Genomic DNA, 16,855 nt, shown 5'->3' with positions numbered 1-16,855 from the left:
GCTATTGCTGATTGAGCTTACGTTTGTGCCTGTTGGAAGCATTCGGTGCTGGTTTTACCGGTACCGGCTTCTTGCCTGCGACTAAATGCCGGACAGCAAGGATAGGGTGGTGGATGAGCATTTTGGGTCCGCTATAGCGCATGATGATTCGGGAACGCTCTTTATAATCCGCTTTGTAGCAATGGATTGGGCATAATTTGCAGGTGGGTTTTCCTTCGCCGTAGGGGCAGCGGTCGAGCTTTGTCAGCGCATAGTGTAAAAAGTCGACGCACTCTTCACACAGCCCATTTGTTCCATGATGATCCTTGCAGTAAATCTTCACCATCGCCTCGATGGTTTTGTACTCTGTTTTTAGGCTCCCGATTAAGACAGAAGCGTCTATTTCGTGGTCACTCATGGTCATTTCTCTTGCTAGGAATCAAGGCTATATAACTAAAGTTATATTTTAAATGTAACTTATTGGCAAGGTGAAAAATATGACATAAATCGTCATTTTCCTTATAAATGCCCCGAATCATGTTAAGAGAACGAAAAAATTACAAATTTCTACCAAGAATAGGCCTTTGGTGGGTTGATTTCAGCGTTTATGAGCAGTAGTATCCGCACCTCTTTTTTTGTGGTGGTGTATATGAGCAGATTTGAGTGCCTAGAAAGAATCGTCGAAGAATATCGTAAGAAAGTTCGCGACGCGGAGTTTAATAAACAGAATGACAGTGAAGTCGCTAAAGTGTTGGTTCTGCTTGTTGGAAACTCTATGTTCAGCTTGGCAGATGAATTTGCAGATTGGGTAAATCGTGGTGGTGATCGTAGCTACGGCGGTAAGTTTTTCGTTTCAAAGCAACTGATGACGCTGCTTGAGCCGGTAACTTTCCGTGGTGTGACTGTTCGCCGTGACTCGATTAAGCTATTCCGAATTTCTTAATTCGGTAGCATTTATCGTTTATTCAATGACTCTCATAAAAGAAAATTGAAGAACAGATTTTATACCACGCTACATAAATCGTTGTTCGGTGTTACTGTTTAAAATGGATGCTCGTTAAGGCGATGACAATCATTTTTCCGGCGTAATCCCAAGAACAATGACTTATACCAGATTGGTATTAACTGGGTTTGCCTTTGAAATCCAGTTAACAGAAAAAGGTGCTTCGGCACCTTTTTTTGTACCTGTGCATTGGGTGTTTGCTGTGCGTTGTGGTTGTTTTGTGTGCGTCGTTGTGGGTGGTTATCTTCACTAACCTATACCTTGTGTAGTCTTATGTAGTGAAAGCTCTTCTAGAGGCGTTACAGCCCCATTTATCGCTGTTTGGGTGTGGTGGTTGGATTAGCCATATCTAGCCAAGTTTGATATAAAGCCCTCAGTCAGTCTAAATAAAAGAGAAAATGATCAATGGATGCAGAGTTTTGGCATAGCCGCTGGGCAGAAAATCGAATTGGCTTCCACCTGGATGACACTAACCCAATGCTTGAGAAATACTGGCAGGAAGTACAGCCTACGCGAGGGGATTCTGTACTGGTTCCTATGTGTGGAAAGTCGGTTGATTTAACCTGGCTTGCGACCAAGCACGATAAAGTGGTGGGTATCGAGCTAAGTGAGATTGCCGTTCGTGCTTTCTTTGCCGAACATTTTTATACCCCGATGGTTATTCCGATGGGGAACGGCCAGTCAATTTATGAGTTTGATGAAATCACCATTCACTGTGGTGACTACTTCACTGCCAAGGTTGATCCAGTCGACATCGTCTACGATCGTGCGGCACTGATCGCAATGCCACAAGAAATGCGCCAAAGCTATGTCCAGAAGTTACTCTCTATGGTGAAGCCGGGCGGCCGTATTTTGTTGATCACTTTGGATTACCCGCAGCATGAAATGGATGGTCCTCCGTTCTCTGTTGTTAAAGATGAAATTGAATCCCTATTTTCTGGATGTGATATCCGTCATCTGGCCCGTGATGACGCCGATGAGACACACCCACGCCGTCAGCGTGGTTTGACGCGTTTTGCAGAAGAGGCATGGTTGATTACGGTTTCTTGATACGAGAAACAAGGTTATAAACCACGGATAACAAAAAAGGAGCCTGATGGCTCCTTTTTCAGATAAAGACAAACTTGTTGTTTGATAGTTTGGTAGGCGCTATCTAGTACACAACCTTGATATCAGCGGCTGTCGCGATAGCATCTTCAACAGCGCTTTCTGTGCTTTCACGACGTGTTAGCGCAACACCTAGGCGGCGGCGACCATTGATCTCAGGTTTACCAAATAGGCGGATCTGGGTATTCGGGCGGGCAACGGCTGCGGCAATATTGTCGAAGCGGATATCCCCTGAAGTACCTTCACCCAATACTACAGCAGACGCTGAAGGGCCATATTGGTGGATGGTGTGAATTGGAAGGCCTAGGAATGCACGGACGTGCAGGGCAAACTCAGACAGTTCCTGAGAAATCAGCGTTACCATGCCGGTATCATGTGGGCGAGGAGAGACTTCATTGAAGATAACCTGATCGCCTTTCACAAATAGCTCTACACCAAAGATGCCGTAGCCACCCAAAGCATTGACCACTTCGCCAGCAGCATGTTCTGCCGCTTTGATAGCCTCTTCAGACATGACCTGTGGCTGCCAAGATTCGCGGTAGTCACCATCTTGCTGGCGGTGACCGATTGGTGCACAGAAGTGTGTACCGTCTACCGCACGAACGGTTAGGAGAGTGATTTCGTAATCGAAGTCGATGAAGCCTTCAACGATCACACGACCCGCACCGGTGCGGCCGCCTTCTTGAGCGTAGTTCCAGGCTTTCTCAATATCGTCTTGTGACTTAATGACACTCTGCCCTTTACCTGATGAGCTCATCACTGGTTTCACGACACATGGAATACCCACATGCTCGACAGCGGCTTTAAAATCGTCGTAGTTGTCAGCAAAGCGGTAAGGGGAGGTAGTCAGGCCAAGCTCTTCTGCAGCAAGACGACGGATACCCTCACGGTTCATGGTTAGCTTGGTGGCATTGGCTGTAGGAACAACATTCAAGCCTTCGGCCTCCAGCGCGACCAGTGTATCGGTGGCGATGGCTTCGATTTCAGGGACAACGTAATCAGGTTTTTCATCAGCAATCAGTTGCTTCAAGGCTTCACCATCAAGCATGTCGATAACATGGCTGCGGTGGGCAACGTGCATCGCTGGCGCGTCGGCATAACGATCAACGGCAATAACTTCGAGACCGAGGCGTTGGCATTCAATAGCCACTTCTTTACCAAGCTCGCCAGAGCCAAGAAGAAGTACACGCGTAGCGTTCAAGCGGGTTGCAGATCCTAACATGGGAATTCCTTACTGGAGGTGACGTGAAACTTGTGCGGATCATACAGCAATTTTGCGTTCACGCAAACGTTTGCCTTGGATTTGTCATGACATTTCTGTGTAGGGTAAATGACTAAAAAATTACGAGTTAATAACTGGTTGGGACGTCGACAGGCTGGTGGTGTTTTCACCTGTTTAGCAGAGGGATTTTGGTGACAACAAAATCACAGCAATATTCTGTCATGATTGTCAAAGTTATGTCATTAGTCACGTGCGAGGGTCGAATTCAACCTACTTTACCGTTAGATTAGCCGCAGTTTTGTTTAGCAACGACAATGATTACATCATGAAAAAATATCTGCTAGCGTTCGGCCTGATGATGGCAGTTCCGTTTTCGGCTCACGCATCTCAAGCTGTTGGTATCTTCTTTGGTAGCCCGATGTCGGGTATCCAGTACAAGCACAATGATTTACGCTTTTCTCTGGGTATTGATGATTTTGGTTTGGCCTTTGATAAGACCTTCAACCTAGGTTCACTCACCCAAGATCCGGGTATGAACAACCTATACACCTTTGTGGGTGCCCAGTACGTTGACAACAAGTACAACAAACTTGGTGTCCGTGGCGGTATCGGTTTCCAAGTGCCTGTAAACAGCTTCGAATTCTACGGTGAAGTTGGCCCGACTCTGTATGTAGTCGAAGATGTCGATCTAGACCTTGAAGGCCAGCTAGGTTTCCGCATTCGCTTCTAAAGTGATTAGTGTACAACACAAACAACGAGGAGCTTCGTTTAGACGAGTTCCTCGTTTTTGTTTGTATGGGGCGAGAGTATCATTCCTCTTCTATTAGCTCAGCTTCCAGATAATACTTCCTTGCTCCATCGTGTAGCGGTGCTGTTAGGCCGTCAGTGACCATTTGTTCTTTAGTCAGGATGGCAAAAGCTGGATGGAGTTTCTTGAAGTTCTCGAAATTGGTGAATACCGACTTTACAATTTCATAGATGATCTTTTCATCCACCGCTGCCGATGAGACAAAGGTGGCACCAACGCCAAAGGTCTGCACGTCATTCTCATTACCACGGTACATGCCGCCAGGCACGGTTGCTTTGCGGTAAAAGCTATTCTCTTCGACCAACTTATTGACGACAGGGCCAGAGACATTGACGATGACACTCTCACAGGCTGACGTTGCTTCTTTAATTGCTCCGCTTGGGTGGCCGACGGTATAGACCATCGCATCGATCTTGTTATCACAAAGGGCTTTGGATTGCTCTGAGGCTTTGAGCTCTGCCACCAGTGCAAAATCTTTCTCCGTCCAGCCATAGGCTTCCATCAACTCTTCCATCGTACCTCGCTGGCCTGAGCCCGGGTTACCGATGTTCACCCGCTTGCCTTTGAGATCGTCAAAGTTTTTGATCCCTGAATCTGCCCGCGCGACAACAGTAAAAGGTTCTGGGTGAATCGAAAACAAGGAGCGCAGTGATTTGAATGGGCCTTTGTCTTCAAATTTGCTGGTGCCGTTGTAAGCATGGTATTGCCAGTCTGACTGAGCGATGCCTAAGTCAAGGTCGCCTGCACGGATGGTGTTGATGTTGTAGATGGAGCCGCCTGTTGATTCAACCGAGCATCTTACCCCATGCTTATTTCTGTCTTTATTGACCAATCGGCATATTGCACCGCCTGTTGGGTAGTAGACGCCCGTCACCCCACCTGTGCCAATAGTGACAAATGATTGCGCTTGTAATAACGAAGAGAGTGATAGCAGGGTGCCACCAATAAACGAGAAAGCTAAAGCACGCCAAGACATTCCGTAAACCTCACATCTATTTGGTTAGGGTGAGTGTAGACGGGGATGAAGTGAGAATTGTCGTGCGAATAAGACAATCCCCGATAGCTTAGCGTTAGAAAGCCTATCGGGGATATGGTTTGAAGAATAGGATGGTTTTACGGCTGCCTAGTTTTGCGGTTTTAATTTTTTGCTACAGCCGCTTTCTTGTTTTCCCATTGGGTAATGAAAGCAACAGAGGCAATAATAATGGCAGCGCCCAACCACAACCTTCCGGGCGGTACCCAGCCAAATACCAACCACCCACCAAGGACATTAAGCGGTAGTTTGGCATGATCAAATGGCTGAACAAAAGACGCATCAGCAACGGCATAGGCTTTGGCGATGGCCCATTGTGCTAAAGCTGTAAGTAAGCCTGCGCCACCGAGTAACAACCAGGTTAAACCTGTCTGCGGCAGAGTAAATTCGGGAACAGCAAGGAATAGGTTGTAAGGTGTAATAAGGATAAGTAGGTAAACCACAATCGTCGTTGGCGATTCACTGGCCGACATCTTTTTGACCATGAGTGAGTAGCAAGCCCAGAAAAACGCGGCTGCAACAGGCAGTAGCGTTGCCCAACTAAAACCGTCGGACCAAGGCTCTAGTATGATCATGGCACCGGTGAAACCGGCAAGTGTCGCCACCCAGCGAGCGGTCCCGACATTCTCTTTGAGGAATATGCCAGCACCAATAGTGGCAAATAGTGGCGATGTCATCAGTAGCGCAATACCTTGCCAGATAGGAACAGGGTAGGCCAATGCCCAAAGCCAAAGCTGAATACCAATTACAGCTAGGAATACGCGAAAACAGTGTTGACCAAAATACTGGGTGCGCAGCGCATTACGAAGACCAAGGGTGCGTAGCCAGGGAAAGATGGCAACTAGTGCAATGAAATATTGGAACAGTGCGACAGTTGTTGATGGAATATGAAGGATCATACTCAGGTACTGTGCCAGGCTGTTTACGATGGCAAAAGCCAGGCCGGCAGTGATCATCCAGCTGGCCCCTTGGATCGGGTTGTGTTGATGTGACATGCAATAATGATTGGTTGAGTTTATAACCTGAAAATCATACTCCTACCGGTAGCAAGAGAAAACCGCTTTGTAGGAGACAGCACTCAACAATGGCAAAAAAACGCATAAATACAAAAAAACCGCCAGTTGGCGGTTTTTTAAAATCAGTTAGCTTTACGCTGCAACATAAGACAGCGGGATATCTGGGTTCAACGCTTCCAATGTGGTTTGCGTATCAGAAAGATGGCTGATAGTGCTGTCCGCTTTTTCTACCAGTGCTGCTTCTTCAATCTCAGCCAAAGGGTAACCTGCCATGTTCATATTAATCAATGCAACCTGCAAAGGAGGAAGGCTAGGGTTGAACGCAGCGTTTTCAGCATACATGCCGATGAAGGTTTTACCGTCTTTGGCTTTCAGTGCTACACCGCTGAAGTTCTTGGTGTAAGGGGCATGGGCACGGTTTGCTGCTTGGCATGCTAGCTGAACTAACTCTTCAGAAGCTTCAGTTTCAATACCATTGTCCACTCGGGTAAGAAGTGCATCGGTAATGTTCAGATCCGCAGGGCCAAAAGACTCTGGTAGGTATTCCTGCAATGATTTTGCCTCACGTTCAGGCAGTTGAACAACCAACTCTTTTGCGGTTGTTAATTCGTTCATGAACTGGCGGCAGTGACCACAAGGGCTGTAGTTAATGGTGATGTCGGAAATACCGGTTTCGCCTTTCACCCAAGCGTGGCTGATGGCGGATTGTTCTGCGTGGACCGTTTGAGAAAGGCAAGCACCAACGAATTCCATGTTAGCACCGAAATAAAGCGTACCAGATTGACCACGTACAATCGCGCCAACATAGAAGTTAGAGATAGGTGCAACAGAATAAGCAGCGGCAAGCGGAAGTAATGCAACACGCAGTTCACTGTCAGTCATGTTGGTCTTCGACATTAACTGAGCAAACACCTCAGGGCTTAAGGTGGCATCGAAATTCTCGGCTTCTAACACAGGTTTGATGGCAGAAGCTAGATCAGCGGGTAGAGCGCCTAAAGCATCCATTACTTTAGTGTGCATGAGTTTTCACTCCGTCTTGTGTATGGAGAAACATTGTAGGCTTGGTAATTGTATATTTGGGTGATCTTGATCACATTTACCAATGTATCGTTGCATGGTTTGCATTAATGCGAGTCGGGTCACACAGGTTCTAAAAAAATTATAGAATATTATCAGTGATTTAGTTTTGTATTCGATTACTAGCACAAGTTAGCTAAACACAGCAATGATGAGCGGAAACAATAAAGGTGCCAAAATTGAAGTGATTACCCCACAAATGACCAGTGCCAGTGAACTAAATGCCCCTTCTTGGTAATTCTCTTCTGCCGCTTTTGCCGTGCCCAAGGCATGGGAAACCGTCCCCATGGTTAAACCTTTGGCAATGGGGGCTTTAACACCGATGAGACGAAACAGGGGATACCCCAATACCGCACCAAATAAGCCAGCAATAATAACCATAATAGCGGCAACAGAAGGCAGTCCGCCAACTTGCTCTGCAACGGCCATAGCAATGGGGGTTGTGACAGATTTCGGTAAGATAGAAGCCGTAAGTTGGGCATCTGCTCCTAGAGCTAAGGCAATACCTGCTCCGGTAATCATCGAAAGTACACTACCAATCAAGCAAGCTGAGAAAATGACCTTCCACTTTTTGCGGATCTGGCTCAACTGTTCGTACAGCGGGAAAGCCAAAGCCACGACAGCGGGTTCTAATAGTGCATTCAGCCACTTATTTTGCTCAAAATAGGTTTCGTACGGCACTTCGAGCCACATTAGCAGTGGAATAATGACAAGCAGACAGATAAGAAGCGGATTAACGATCGGATGCTGGATATGCTTGGAGATAAAACGAGCCGTATAGAAGACGACCAAGGTGGTCAGCAGCCAAATCATTGCTTTTCCTTATAATGTGTTGCTAAGCCAATGACGACAAATACCACCACACTACTACCGATAGTGCTAAGCAGAATGATAAGGGTGTTATTGGTAAGAAGATCGAGGTAGTTCATTAGGCCGATGCCGACAGGAACAAATAGCAGCGCCATATGACGGATAAGCAGGTGGCAGCCTTGCATAGCCCAGTGAGCAGGGATAAGCCCCATAGAGAGGGCGGTAAACAAAATCAGCATGCCAATGATGCTACCGGGGATAGCTAAACCTGTAAGGTGTTGAATGCCTTTGCCTAACATGAGGCAGGCAAAAATAATGAAGAAAGAACGTAGATATGCCATGAGCCCTTCAGGTGTGGGTGAAGAAACTCATTTATCATACAAAATAAATGTGATCTAAGCCACACTTAGTTGCTTTGGATTTTCCCAGTTATAAATAGCCCATAAAAGAGGCCGTAATGACTCCGAGCGCCATTAATGCCAACACAGCGACAGAGATTTTGTGTACAACGCTGGTTTTGACGATTTCTTCAGTGGCAGAGCGAAATTCTTGGTCGTCTTGCTCTTGTATGGGGGGAGTCTCTGGTTCTTCTGTTTTTTCAGGCTCATGGACCAATCGACACATTTTTTCCGGCAATGGCACCCTGAAGCCATAGGGGGCAACCACTTCGATATCGATTGCCATTTTGCCGTGCTGGTCGAGTTTAGCCGCAAGGGGCTTAAGCACTGTGTTGAGATCGTAGTGATGGTTGCCGCTATCTTCATAAGGATCGAGTTGGCTGAATGTTTTATTGTGCAGTTGCTCATGGCTGATCACTTCGCCAGCACAATAACACAGCGCCTCGAGCAGGCGAGATTCATGTAAGGTGAGTGGGGTTTCTGTCTTGTCGCGCCATACCAACAAGTGGACATCTGGCTCGAAGTCGACATTAGGAAACCGGAAACAGCGTGTTAAAGATTGTGTTGTCATATCAATCACTACAATTCAACCTTCGAATCCATGAATGACAATTAAAAGATCCATCACTATTTAGTGTTGGTGCACATCCGATGTTGCGCAATCTCACATCAAAGAATCGTAGCTGTTAAAAAGCCCCTTGGCGGGATGCGCGCAAGGGGCTTAATTTTTCTTACAGGAAATCAGCTAACTAACGAAGAAACGCTGTTTTTCTGTTTTGCCTAGTTTATACGAGTGTTTGTACGTAATCGTAGACAGCTTTCAAGATCTTCATGTTCTTCTCGCTCGACTGGTGCTCCATGGCGACGTCCTCGAGGTTTTGCATGTAGCTTGGCAGGTTCTCTTCAAAGAAATCCTGGCAGTGATGTTTCCATTGCTGTTGTTCTTGGTAATCCAGCGTCATCGGGAAGTTACGGGCGCGGTATCGGAACAACAGTGGTTTGATTCGCTTATCGCTGACATTCAGCTCTAGCTTGCCAAGCTCTTCTTCTGGTGTCTTCTGGATAATATCGATGGTAGAGCGATCTGCGTTGGAGAAGAATCCGTCATACAGCATGGCATCGACATTGTCGTTCTTTTCGAACTCACGCTCGACACTGTAGATAGCTAATAGCTTCTCGCGTACTTCCGGGTGTGCTTTTAAAGTTGCCAGATTTTTCAAGCAAGCTTCACGGTCGATACCGATCCGGGCTGCATCTTCAGCACGAAGGGTCTTAGCCGGCGCAAGCACAGGGCACTTGTTTAGGTGGATAAGCTTGAGGGGGACTGGTAGCTCATCTGGACCAAGATCTACCCGCTTGGTGTATAGACGCTCACGCAACTCATCGGCAGACAGCTCGATAAGTGGAGTAGGATCCATAGCCAAGTTGACGGTAATCACCGCATTCTTGTTATCCGGATGCCACGCCATTGGTACAATCCAGCTAGTATTGCCGCACTCGACACCGAACATGCCAGAAACATGCATCAATGGCGTCATCTCGACGATATCAACCAGCTCTTGCAGCTTACGCTTATTGCGTAGGTTGAAGAAGTAATCAAACAGCTTCGGCTGGTTCTGTTTTACGATTTTGGCAAGCTCAATTGTGGCGTACACATCAGCCATAGCATCGTGCGCATTAGCGTGCTCGATACCGTTGGCAACAGACAAGTGTTCAAGCTTGAAGCTCGGAAGGCCATCTTCGTTGGTCGGCCAGTTCATGCCATCCGGGCGCAGCGCGTAACACGTCCGCATGATATCCAATAGATCCCAGCGTGAGTTGCCGTTCTGCCAACTCCAGGCATATGGGTCGTAAAAGTTACGGTAAAGGGTATAGCGAGTGACTTCGTCATCGAAGCGAACATTGTTGTAGCCAATCACGCAAGTATTCGGCTTGGATAGCTCTTGGTGAATGCGGGCAATAAATTCTGGCTCTGACAAGCCTTTCTCATGCGCTTCCTGCGGCGTGATCCCCGTGATAAGACAAGCTTCAGGTGAAGGTAGGTAGTCCACAGGAGGCTTACAGTAGATCACCAGCGGCTCACCGATAATGTTCATGTCCATGTCGGTACGCACACCAGCAAACTGGCAAGGGCGGTCTAGCGCCGGATTGGCACCAAAGGTTTCATAATCCAGCCAAAACAGGGTTGGCTGATTGTCGTTGTTGCTCATTATTATCTTCACACGGGTAAAGTGTCATCTGGCTTAATGATAACAAAGAATTAGGGTGAGGGGCATGGCTAAATTAGGCAGCCGGGCTAAGGATTGGCGCTAAGTACGGCTCGAAATTGGTTCACCATAAAGGGAGTAAGGTCGTCGAACCTGCACTCGTTTTAGATTACTCACAATCTTTAGTGTTGTACCGGCGGGCATTATATTTTCTTCCGTTGGGGCCAACAGAGTAGAAGGTTGTAATGGCATTGTTTCTGGTACTGACGATGACTGCCGTATGGGCGGGGTAATCATTGGTTTCAGGAATATTGAGGAAGCATCCTTTCCTTCCATTTAGCTTGAAGTATCCTCGAGTGGCCTCATAGAGGATCTCATCGGCGTTCATTTCCAGGTTATAGCCGTTCACTGGCTTCAGGCCTTCTCTACCATCGGGTTTTATGTAACTTACGGGGATAGAATATATGCCTTTATCTTCTACAATTTCGTTTTTGGACGGGTCAAAGCAGTTGGTTGTTCCCAACTTACACATTGAAATATGGTTTTGGTCAAAGAGGGCTTTATATCTGGGGGCGTAATGTAACCCACCCAGAGTGCCATTTTTCTCTCTTTCACCACAGAATATATGCGTAAAGCCATCATTTTCAGCCCAAAGCCTAACAAGTTTCTTTTGGGTAAGGGAGTTGTCTATTGATAGCAATCGTTCAGTAAGATCAGGGTGTTTATTAAAAAATGACTTCAAGTCATTGCTAGTCACTACATAACCCCAGTCACCGCATATCTCTAAGACATCCTTATCGATTGGCTTATATTCGAAGGTATATGCAGGGGCATATGCTGTGCTTGGGTCATTATCGAAGAAAGGTACACGGTTGTCGGCAGCAACTTGACTACTCAAGGCGAGAAAGGAGGCCGTCACGATTTGAGTTTTCATCTGCAATCCCTTATTCAGCAAATTCCGTGTAATTAATGTCAATTAGAAAAATCATTACACAGATAGCTTAGCAATGACTTATTCGCTTGGGGTATGAAAGTGCTTCTAGTGTTAATTTGATCAAGATATTGATATTTGAACGCCTTGCTTGCCTCATACTGCCATTACCTGAATTGTCGGTTGGGAGGTAAACAACCCATTTTCCAGCCAACTACCAACATCACTCGTTGCTATTAGCAGCGGCATCCTATGGTGATAAGGCCGACAAACCTCATTGGCTGCAGTAGTTAGGGTGACCAGTTCGGGCTGCACTCCTTCGCTTGGTTCGAACCATAGCCCAGCCATGTACAAGGGCTTGCTTTCGGCATGGCTGAAAAGGTATTTCTGCTTGACGGTGCCGCTTTCATCCCGCCATTCAAACCAGCCAGAGCATGGGACAATACAACGCCTGTGCTGCATTGCGTTGCGCCAGGTGGGTTTTTCCATTGCGGTTTCAACTTGTGCGTTGATCAGTAGTTTTTTCGCCCATGCGGGTTTTATCCCCCATGTCATTTCATATTGCTGCAGGCCGTTGGTATTAGAGCGAGAGCTAAAATTTTTGCAGAGTGTGGTAACGATTTGGCTAGGGCAGAGATCAGGATTGTCGGTGGTGTTGTAGCGCACTCGTAATTCATCAGATACCTGATTATTCAGCATGTTAGCGAGAATGTTTAACCTTCCACACATGATCTTACTTCCTATCGTTCGCTTCGAAAGCCGTAGTGTTTATAAAAGCAGCTATTGATCAAGGTGCATCTTGACCGCTGCTGAGTCTAGGATAACAATGATACTGTATAAATAAACAGTATCTCGTGAATTATGAACTTTATTCCATTTTATGCCAGTGCGGGGATCACCGGATTCGAGAGCCCTGCCGCTGATTATCTGCAGCTTCCTTTGTCGTTGGATGAGTTGCTGGTGGAGCACCCCAGTGCTACGTATATTGGTTTGGCCCAAGGTAGAAGTATGGAAGGGGTTGGCATTTACGATGGTGACGTACTGATTGTAGACCGCCATATCGAGGTGAAAGATCACGATGTGGTGGTGGCGAACCTTAACGGGGAGTTTGTCTGCAAGTTGATCGATACCAAGCAGCGACGGCTATTGTCGGCAGCGTCGGGTTATATGCCGGTATTTGTCTCTCAGCACGATCAGTTCACATTAGAAGGGGTGGTGACGCGTTCAATTCGTTGCCACCGTAGGAGTCAGATCTTTGGTGAAAGTTGATGAGTGTCTTTATGAGAGGCAATGCTCACGGAAGTGTAAGCCGGAGGTGCCATGTACGCGTTGGTAGATGCTAATTCATTCTACTGCTCGGCAGAGCAGGTGTTTAGGCCGGATTGGCGCGGCAAGCCCATGGTTGTGTTGTCGAATAACGATGGGTGTATTGTCGCCGCTAATCGGCAGGCCAGAGAGGCTGGGGTAGAAAAATTCAAAGCCTATTTTGAAATGCGTGGCCTGTGTGAAGCGAAAGGTGTGATCGCCTGCTCGTCGAACTATGAGCTATACGGCGATCTCTCCAGCAAAATGATGGAGGTGATTGGCCGTTTTGCGCCTGAGCAGCATGTGTATTCCATTGATGAATCTTTCCTGGCATTTCACCAATGCCGACAAGCGATTCCGGACTTATCGCATCATGCCCAGCAGCTACGAAGGGCGGTCTGGCGCGAGTGCCGTTTGCCTGTCTGTGTCGGGATAGGGCCGACGCTAACGCTTGCCAAGGTGGCGAATCATGCTGCCAAGAAGGTTCAGGGCTATCAAGGTGTTTGTGTTATCGACTCCGAATCGCCACGCTTGGCTATATTGGCCCAACTGAAAACCTCGGATGTGTGGGGGATTGGCCGCCGGATTGCCAAGCGCTTGGAGTTCATGGGGATCAATACAGCATTGCAGTTAGCGGCAATGAAGCCGGGGCAAGCGAGGAAGTCATTCAACGTTGAGGTCGAGCGGACAGTCCGTGAACTTAATGGCGAGGCGTGCAAAGGCTGGGATCAGACTCGGGCTGATAAGAAGCAGATCTTCTCGACCCGTAGCGTTGGAGAGCGTATTACCTGCTCTGATAGCCTACGCCAAGCCTTATGTAAGCATGCGGGCGTTGCTGCTGAGAAGTTGAGAAAACAACGTTCTCTTGTCCGTGTGATGATGGTGTTTGCCTCGAACTCGCCTTATGACGAAAGGCCGCAGGGCTTCAAGCAAGTTTATCGTTTTGCGTACCCTACCGATGACAGTACCCAGATCACTGCTGCCGTTGCCTCAATGCTTGATCAAATCTATGCGCCGGGAGTGCGATATTACAAAATCGGGGTCGGTTTGATTGATTTGGTTTGTGGGGAACATGCTCAAGGGGACCTTTTCGATGAATCTGCATCCAACCCGGCATTGATGAAGGTATTTGATAGCCTCAACCAGCGCTATGGCAGGGATAGCTTGTTCCTTGCTGCGCAGGGGATTAATCCGAAATGGGCGATGCGGCGGGAACTCCTTTCACCACAATATACCACCCGGTGGCGGGATATTCCTCGGGTCAAATGCTAGCTCAGAGATTCATTGTTATATCCGGCAAGTGGCTCAATAAGCATTGAAATGCATAGTTACGGCGAATACCATTAGTTTGATGTGTTACTCATTGAACATTAAAGGAATAGCGATGGTTAAATCAATATTGGTGGGTTTGTTATGTATGGTGTCCGTTCAAGCATTGGCAGCACCTTCTGCCAGTGGGTTGTTTAGTGCAATCGCCCAGCGGTTAAGTTACATGGAAGATGTGGGGCTTTATAAAGCGAATCACAATTTGCCCATTGAAGATATTGCACGTGAAGAAGTCGTTATCAGCAAAGCATCAGAGTCAGCAGCAGAAGTAGGGCTGGATAGCCAGAGTATTGAAGGCTTCTTCCGGGCCCAGATCTCAGCGGCTAAAGCGATCCAGTATCGTTATCGGGCTGATTTGCTTAATACGCCAACAAACCGTGAACCGAGAGATCTGAAAACGGTTGTGAGGCCAGCACTAATTACCTTGGGAGAGCAAATCAATCAAGAGGTCCTTGCATATTTGAATGCGGGTGGGCAGTTGTCAGAAAAGGATTGGAATGCGTTCTCTCAGACTCTTGAGCTTAAATACCTCTCCGAAGCCGATAAACGCGCTCTATTTGATGCGCTTTCGGCGATTAGGTTGAAATAGCGTGTCTTGCCTTTACCCGCTTTGGGATTGATAATTGATAGTTAATTATCGCAATTATTCGAAATACATTGATAATACCCGATGAATATTGAACATTTGAAATTGTTTGTAAGGCTGGCGACGACCCATAACATCAGTATGGCCGGGCAGGAACTAGGGTTGTCTCCGGCAGTATCAAGCGCCCATATTAATAAGCTTGAAGAAGGGCTTGGGGTCAGATTGGTTCACCGCACGACACGTAAAGTGTCATTGACTGAAGAAGGACAAGCCTTTTTGCCACATGCCGAAGAAGTCTTGGCAAGTGTTGAAGCGGCAAGGGCTTCTGTTGGTGCAGGGAGTGCATTGCCTGTCGGAACATTACGCGTTACAGCGCCAGCTTCGTTCGGTCGTATGCACCTTATTCCTGCTTTGAAAGGCTTTCTAGCTCGTTACCCTGATTTAACCGTCGATTTTCGCTTTAGCGACACTATCGTCGATATGGTTGAAGGTGGTTTTGATATTGCTATTCGTGATGCAGAGCTACAAGATTCTACACTTATCGCCCGCAAGCTCGCGCCAGATAATCGTATTATCTGTGCCTCTCCAGAATATCTCGAGGCACATGGGGAACCTAAGACACCGCACGAGTTGAACGATCATCAATGCGTGAATTTGGCCGGGCTGACCACTTGGGTGTTTGATAGCAAAGACGGCCCGATCAGTGTGAAAACCAAAGGTAGCTTTCGAACGGATAACGGCGATGCGATGCGTGATGCTTGTACTGATGGGCTGGGTATTGCCATTAATTCAACTTGGAGTGTCTACAAGCAATTGGAGCGCGGTGAGCTGGTTCAGATCTTAAAAGACTTCCCCTTAGTTTCTGACACGGCAATTTGGGCCGTGTATCCAAGCTCTCGTCTACTCGCCCCGAAAGTCAGAGCCTTTATCGATTATTTCAACGACTATTACGGTAGTCCACCATATTGGGATACAGGTGTGAGCTAATACTTTCCTGATTGAACCGGCATTGGGGGACAACACCCAACGCCGGTTTTGGCTTACCAAGAAAAGGTTTGAATAACGTTTTCTTGGGTGATTGGATTGGTGGCAATCGCATTGTTAACCTGTCCAAGGAATTGCTTTTGGTAGGTTGGTAGCATGCCTTTTAGAGATACGATGTTGTTACCGTGATCGCCCCAGTACATCGTTTCGAAATCCAGATTCTCAAGCAGGTACCTTTCTTCTTCGAGGATCTGCAATGGGGTCGGCAATATAAACTCTCCACGGTTTACTTCTTTTTCCAATTCCGTACCCGGTTGGATAGCCAAAGCCATAGGGGCAATTTGTTCTGGCTGCATTAGGTTGAGCAACTTTGTGGTTTCTACGATGTGCTCTTTTGAGCGCTCACGCCCGCCTAAACCAAAGATAAACGATAGCAGCATTTCAATACCGGCTTCTTTAGCCAGCGCCATACCTTCAAGTGCTTGCTCTGGAGTCATGCGTTTTTTGATCCGCTCCAGAACTATTCTGTCACCAGACTCTAATCCCGCATAAGCCATACTTAACCCTGCATGTTTTAACTCTTTGAGTTCCGATGGGGATTTACGTCTGAGATCGTTCAACCCACTGTACAAGGATATCTTTTGGCACTCGGGAAAGGTTGCTTTGATTTTCTCAAAAATCTTGAGCAGAAAATCGGTGCGTGCCGCCATGACATTGCCGTCGATAAGAAAGATAGATTCGACATGGGGGTAGAAGCGCCTAGCAGATTCTATATCTTGGAATATATCGTCGATATCCCGAATCCGGAAGCGCTTGTCGCTGAACATATTACAGAAGGTACAGTGGTTCATGCTGCAGCCTAAAGTCGTCTGGATCAATACGCTGTTTGCTTCAGTCCAAGGACGATAGATTTTGCCCTCGTAGTGCATAGGGAGTCTCCAACTTGCTTTGGGTTAGCACCCCTCACAGGTGAGTGCTGTATTGTGGAAGCAGGATAACAACCTATGTTAACGATGATAATTGGTGTGATTGGTGAATCAGTTTATAGATAATCTTGATAATT

General features: G+C 47.1%; 19 protein-coding genes. 7 read left to right on the top strand and 12 right to left on the bottom strand.

All coding sequences use genetic code 11. The annotated features are described in order from the left end of the window. Position 1 precedes the first annotated feature (1 nt). Entirely contained in the window at positions 2-397 is a 396-nt protein-coding gene (locus tag C9J01_RS11180; RefSeq protein WP_107298215.1) for a nitrous oxide-stimulated promoter family protein, read from the bottom strand. 231 nt (positions 398-628) lie between these two features. Here C9J01_RS11180 and C9J01_RS11175 point away from each other — a divergent pair, with 231 nt between their 5' ends. Both C9J01_RS11175 and C9J01_RS11170 read left to right on the top strand, forming a co-directional pair. Next, positions 629-922, top strand: coding sequence for a hypothetical protein (locus C9J01_RS11175; protein WP_039461086.1), 294 nt, complete (start codon positions 629-631; stop codon positions 920-922). 465 nt (positions 923-1,387) lie between these two features. After that, positions 1,388-2,032: a thiopurine S-methyltransferase gene (locus C9J01_RS11170; protein ID WP_107298214.1), complete on the top strand. Its 645-nt coding sequence runs from the start codon at positions 1,388-1,390 to the stop codon at positions 2,030-2,032. A gap of 103 nt (positions 2,033-2,135) precedes the next feature. Here C9J01_RS11170 and purT read toward each other — a convergent pair whose 3' ends face one another. Continuing rightward, positions 2,136-3,311 (bottom strand): formate-dependent phosphoribosylglycinamide formyltransferase, encoded by a 1,176-nt coding sequence (gene purT, locus C9J01_RS11165; protein ID WP_107298213.1) that lies wholly within the window; start codon positions 3,309-3,311, stop codon positions 2,136-2,138. 325 nt (positions 3,312-3,636) lie between these two features. On the opposite strand from purT, the gene C9J01_RS11160 reads away from it, so the two are divergent. Then, a complete protein-coding gene (locus C9J01_RS11160; protein WP_170114899.1) occupies positions 3,637-4,041 on the top strand; it encodes a hypothetical protein in 405 nt (134 codons plus the stop codon). Positions 4,042-4,120: 79 nt separating this feature from the next. On the opposite strand, the gene C9J01_RS11155 is transcribed toward C9J01_RS11160, so the two are convergent. From C9J01_RS11155 to C9J01_RS11115, 9 genes are all read right to left on the bottom strand, one after another. Further along, a complete protein-coding gene (locus C9J01_RS11155; protein ID WP_107298212.1) occupies positions 4,121-5,095 on the bottom strand; it encodes a TAXI family TRAP transporter solute-binding subunit in 975 nt (324 codons plus the stop codon). Between the two features lie 161 nt (positions 5,096-5,256). After that, complete coding sequence (locus tag C9J01_RS11150; RefSeq protein WP_107298211.1) at positions 5,257-6,147, bottom strand: DMT family transporter; 891 nt, start codon at positions 6,145-6,147, stop codon at positions 5,257-5,259. Positions 6,148-6,300: 153 nt separating this feature from the next. Beyond that, positions 6,301-7,188 carry a cytidine deaminase gene (gene cdd / locus C9J01_RS11145; protein ID WP_107298210.1) on the bottom strand — a complete coding sequence of 296 codons (888 nt, stop codon included), beginning with the start codon at positions 7,186-7,188 and terminating at the stop codon, positions 6,301-6,303. Between the two features lie 189 nt (positions 7,189-7,377). Then, the gene (locus tag C9J01_RS11140) at positions 7,378-8,058 is read right to left on the bottom strand and encodes a CidB/LrgB family autolysis modulator (protein ID WP_107298209.1); all 681 of its coding nucleotides are present in this window, start codon (positions 8,056-8,058) and stop codon (positions 7,378-7,380) included. After that, a complete protein-coding gene (locus tag C9J01_RS11135) occupies positions 8,055-8,396 on the bottom strand; it encodes a CidA/LrgA family protein (RefSeq protein WP_107298208.1) in 342 nt (113 codons plus the stop codon). The genes C9J01_RS11140 and C9J01_RS11135 overlap by 4 nt, the downstream gene beginning before the upstream one ends. Positions 8,397-8,484: 88 nt before the next feature. Beyond that, positions 8,485-9,024 (bottom strand): hypothetical protein, encoded by a 540-nt coding sequence (locus tag C9J01_RS11130; protein WP_107298467.1) that lies wholly within the window; start codon positions 9,022-9,024, stop codon positions 8,485-8,487. A 214-nt stretch (positions 9,025-9,238) separates the two neighbouring features. After that, positions 9,239-10,663, bottom strand: a complete 1,425-nt coding sequence (gene sbcB, locus C9J01_RS11125) for an exodeoxyribonuclease I (protein ID WP_107298207.1) — start codon at positions 10,661-10,663, stop codon at positions 9,239-9,241. Between the two features lie 166 nt (positions 10,664-10,829). Beyond that, positions 10,830-11,594 carry an EndoU domain-containing protein gene (locus C9J01_RS11120; RefSeq protein ID WP_107298206.1) on the bottom strand — a complete coding sequence of 255 codons (765 nt, stop codon included), beginning with the start codon at positions 11,592-11,594 and terminating at the stop codon, positions 10,830-10,832. 153 nt (positions 11,595-11,747) lie between these two features. Next, on the bottom strand, positions 11,748-12,320 hold the full coding sequence (locus tag C9J01_RS11115) for an SOS response-associated peptidase (RefSeq protein WP_107298205.1): 573 nt from the start codon (positions 12,318-12,320) through the stop codon (positions 11,748-11,750). A gap of 132 nt (positions 12,321-12,452) precedes the next feature. Between C9J01_RS11115 and umuD the strand changes: the two genes are divergently transcribed. The 4 genes from umuD to C9J01_RS11095 all read left to right on the top strand — a co-directional run bounded on the left by umuD (position 12,453) and on the right by C9J01_RS11095 (position 15,795). Then, entirely contained in the window at positions 12,453-12,860 is a 408-nt protein-coding gene (gene umuD, locus C9J01_RS11110) for a translesion error-prone DNA polymerase V autoproteolytic subunit (protein WP_107298204.1), read from the top strand. 51 nt (positions 12,861-12,911) lie between these two features. Next, on the top strand, positions 12,912-14,168 hold the full coding sequence (locus C9J01_RS11105) for a Y-family DNA polymerase (protein ID WP_107298203.1): 1,257 nt from the start codon (positions 12,912-12,914) through the stop codon (positions 14,166-14,168). A 112-nt stretch (positions 14,169-14,280) separates the two neighbouring features. Then, positions 14,281-14,811, top strand: a complete 531-nt coding sequence (locus tag C9J01_RS11100) for a chorismate mutase (protein ID WP_107298202.1) — start codon at positions 14,281-14,283, stop codon at positions 14,809-14,811. 81 nt (positions 14,812-14,892) lie between these two features. Then, positions 14,893-15,795, top strand: coding sequence for a LysR family transcriptional regulator (locus C9J01_RS11095; RefSeq protein WP_107298201.1), 903 nt, complete (start codon positions 14,893-14,895; stop codon positions 15,793-15,795). Positions 15,796-15,848: 53 nt separating this feature from the next. Here C9J01_RS11095 and C9J01_RS11090 read toward each other — a convergent pair whose 3' ends face one another. Next, entirely contained in the window at positions 15,849-16,721 is an 873-nt protein-coding gene (locus C9J01_RS11090) for a B12-binding domain-containing radical SAM protein (protein ID WP_107298200.1), read from the bottom strand. Positions 16,722-16,855: the final 134 nt, after the last annotated feature.

The organism is Photobacterium rosenbergii (assembly GCF_003026455.1).
Classification (GTDB): domain Bacteria; phylum Pseudomonadota; class Gammaproteobacteria; order Enterobacterales; family Vibrionaceae; genus Photobacterium; species Photobacterium rosenbergii.
The sequence above is the reverse complement of the archived record's forward strand: the minus strand, read 5'-3'. Positions and strand labels throughout refer to the sequence as shown.

Excerpts from the sequence above, each read along its gene's own strand:
- C9J01_RS11105 (WP_107298203.1), top strand. The coding sequence starts at position 12,912 with ATGTACGCGTTGGTAGATGCTAATTCATTCTACTGCTCGGCAGAGCAG.
- C9J01_RS11180 (WP_107298215.1), bottom strand. The coding sequence starts at position 397 with ATGAGTGACCACGAAATAGACGCTTCTGTCTTAATCGGGAGCCTAAAA.
- C9J01_RS11120 (WP_107298206.1), bottom strand. The coding sequence starts at position 11,594 with ATGAAAACTCAAATCGTGACGGCCTCCTTTCTCGCCTTGAGTAGTCAA.
- C9J01_RS11130 (WP_107298467.1), bottom strand. The coding sequence starts at position 9,024 with ATGACAACACAATCTTTAACACGCTGTTTCCGGTTTCCTAATGTCGAC.
- C9J01_RS11170 (WP_107298214.1), top strand. The coding sequence starts at position 1,388 with ATGGATGCAGAGTTTTGGCATAGCCGCTGGGCAGAAAATCGAATTGGC.
- C9J01_RS11095 (WP_107298201.1), top strand. The coding sequence starts at position 14,893 with ATGAATATTGAACATTTGAAATTGTTTGTAAGGCTGGCGACGACCCAT.
- purT (WP_107298213.1), bottom strand. The coding sequence starts at position 3,311 with ATGTTAGGATCTGCAACCCGCTTGAACGCTACGCGTGTACTTCTTCTT.
- C9J01_RS11140 (WP_107298209.1), bottom strand. The coding sequence starts at position 8,058 with ATGATTTGGCTGCTGACCACCTTGGTCGTCTTCTATACGGCTCGTTTT.
- C9J01_RS11090 (WP_107298200.1), bottom strand. The coding sequence starts at position 16,721 with ATGCACTACGAGGGCAAAATCTATCGTCCTTGGACTGAAGCAAACAGC.
- C9J01_RS11155 (WP_107298212.1), bottom strand. The coding sequence starts at position 5,095 with ATGTCTTGGCGTGCTTTAGCTTTCTCGTTTATTGGTGGCACCCTGCTA.
- umuD (WP_107298204.1), top strand. The coding sequence starts at position 12,453 with ATGAACTTTATTCCATTTTATGCCAGTGCGGGGATCACCGGATTCGAG.
- sbcB (WP_107298207.1), bottom strand. The coding sequence starts at position 10,663 with ATGAGCAACAACGACAATCAGCCAACCCTGTTTTGGCTGGATTATGAA.
- C9J01_RS11135 (WP_107298208.1), bottom strand. The coding sequence starts at position 8,396 with ATGGCATATCTACGTTCTTTCTTCATTATTTTTGCCTGCCTCATGTTA.
- C9J01_RS11150 (WP_107298211.1), bottom strand. The coding sequence starts at position 6,147 with ATGTCACATCAACACAACCCGATCCAAGGGGCCAGCTGGATGATCACT.
- cdd (WP_107298210.1), bottom strand. The coding sequence starts at position 7,188 with ATGCACACTAAAGTAATGGATGCTTTAGGCGCTCTACCCGCTGATCTA.
- C9J01_RS11175 (WP_039461086.1), top strand. The coding sequence starts at position 629 with ATGAGCAGATTTGAGTGCCTAGAAAGAATCGTCGAAGAATATCGTAAG.
- C9J01_RS11100 (WP_107298202.1), top strand. The coding sequence starts at position 14,281 with ATGGTTAAATCAATATTGGTGGGTTTGTTATGTATGGTGTCCGTTCAA.
- C9J01_RS11160 (WP_170114899.1), top strand. The coding sequence starts at position 3,637 with ATGAAAAAATATCTGCTAGCGTTCGGCCTGATGATGGCAGTTCCGTTT.
- C9J01_RS11115 (WP_107298205.1), bottom strand. The coding sequence starts at position 12,320 with ATGTGTGGAAGGTTAAACATTCTCGCTAACATGCTGAATAATCAGGTA.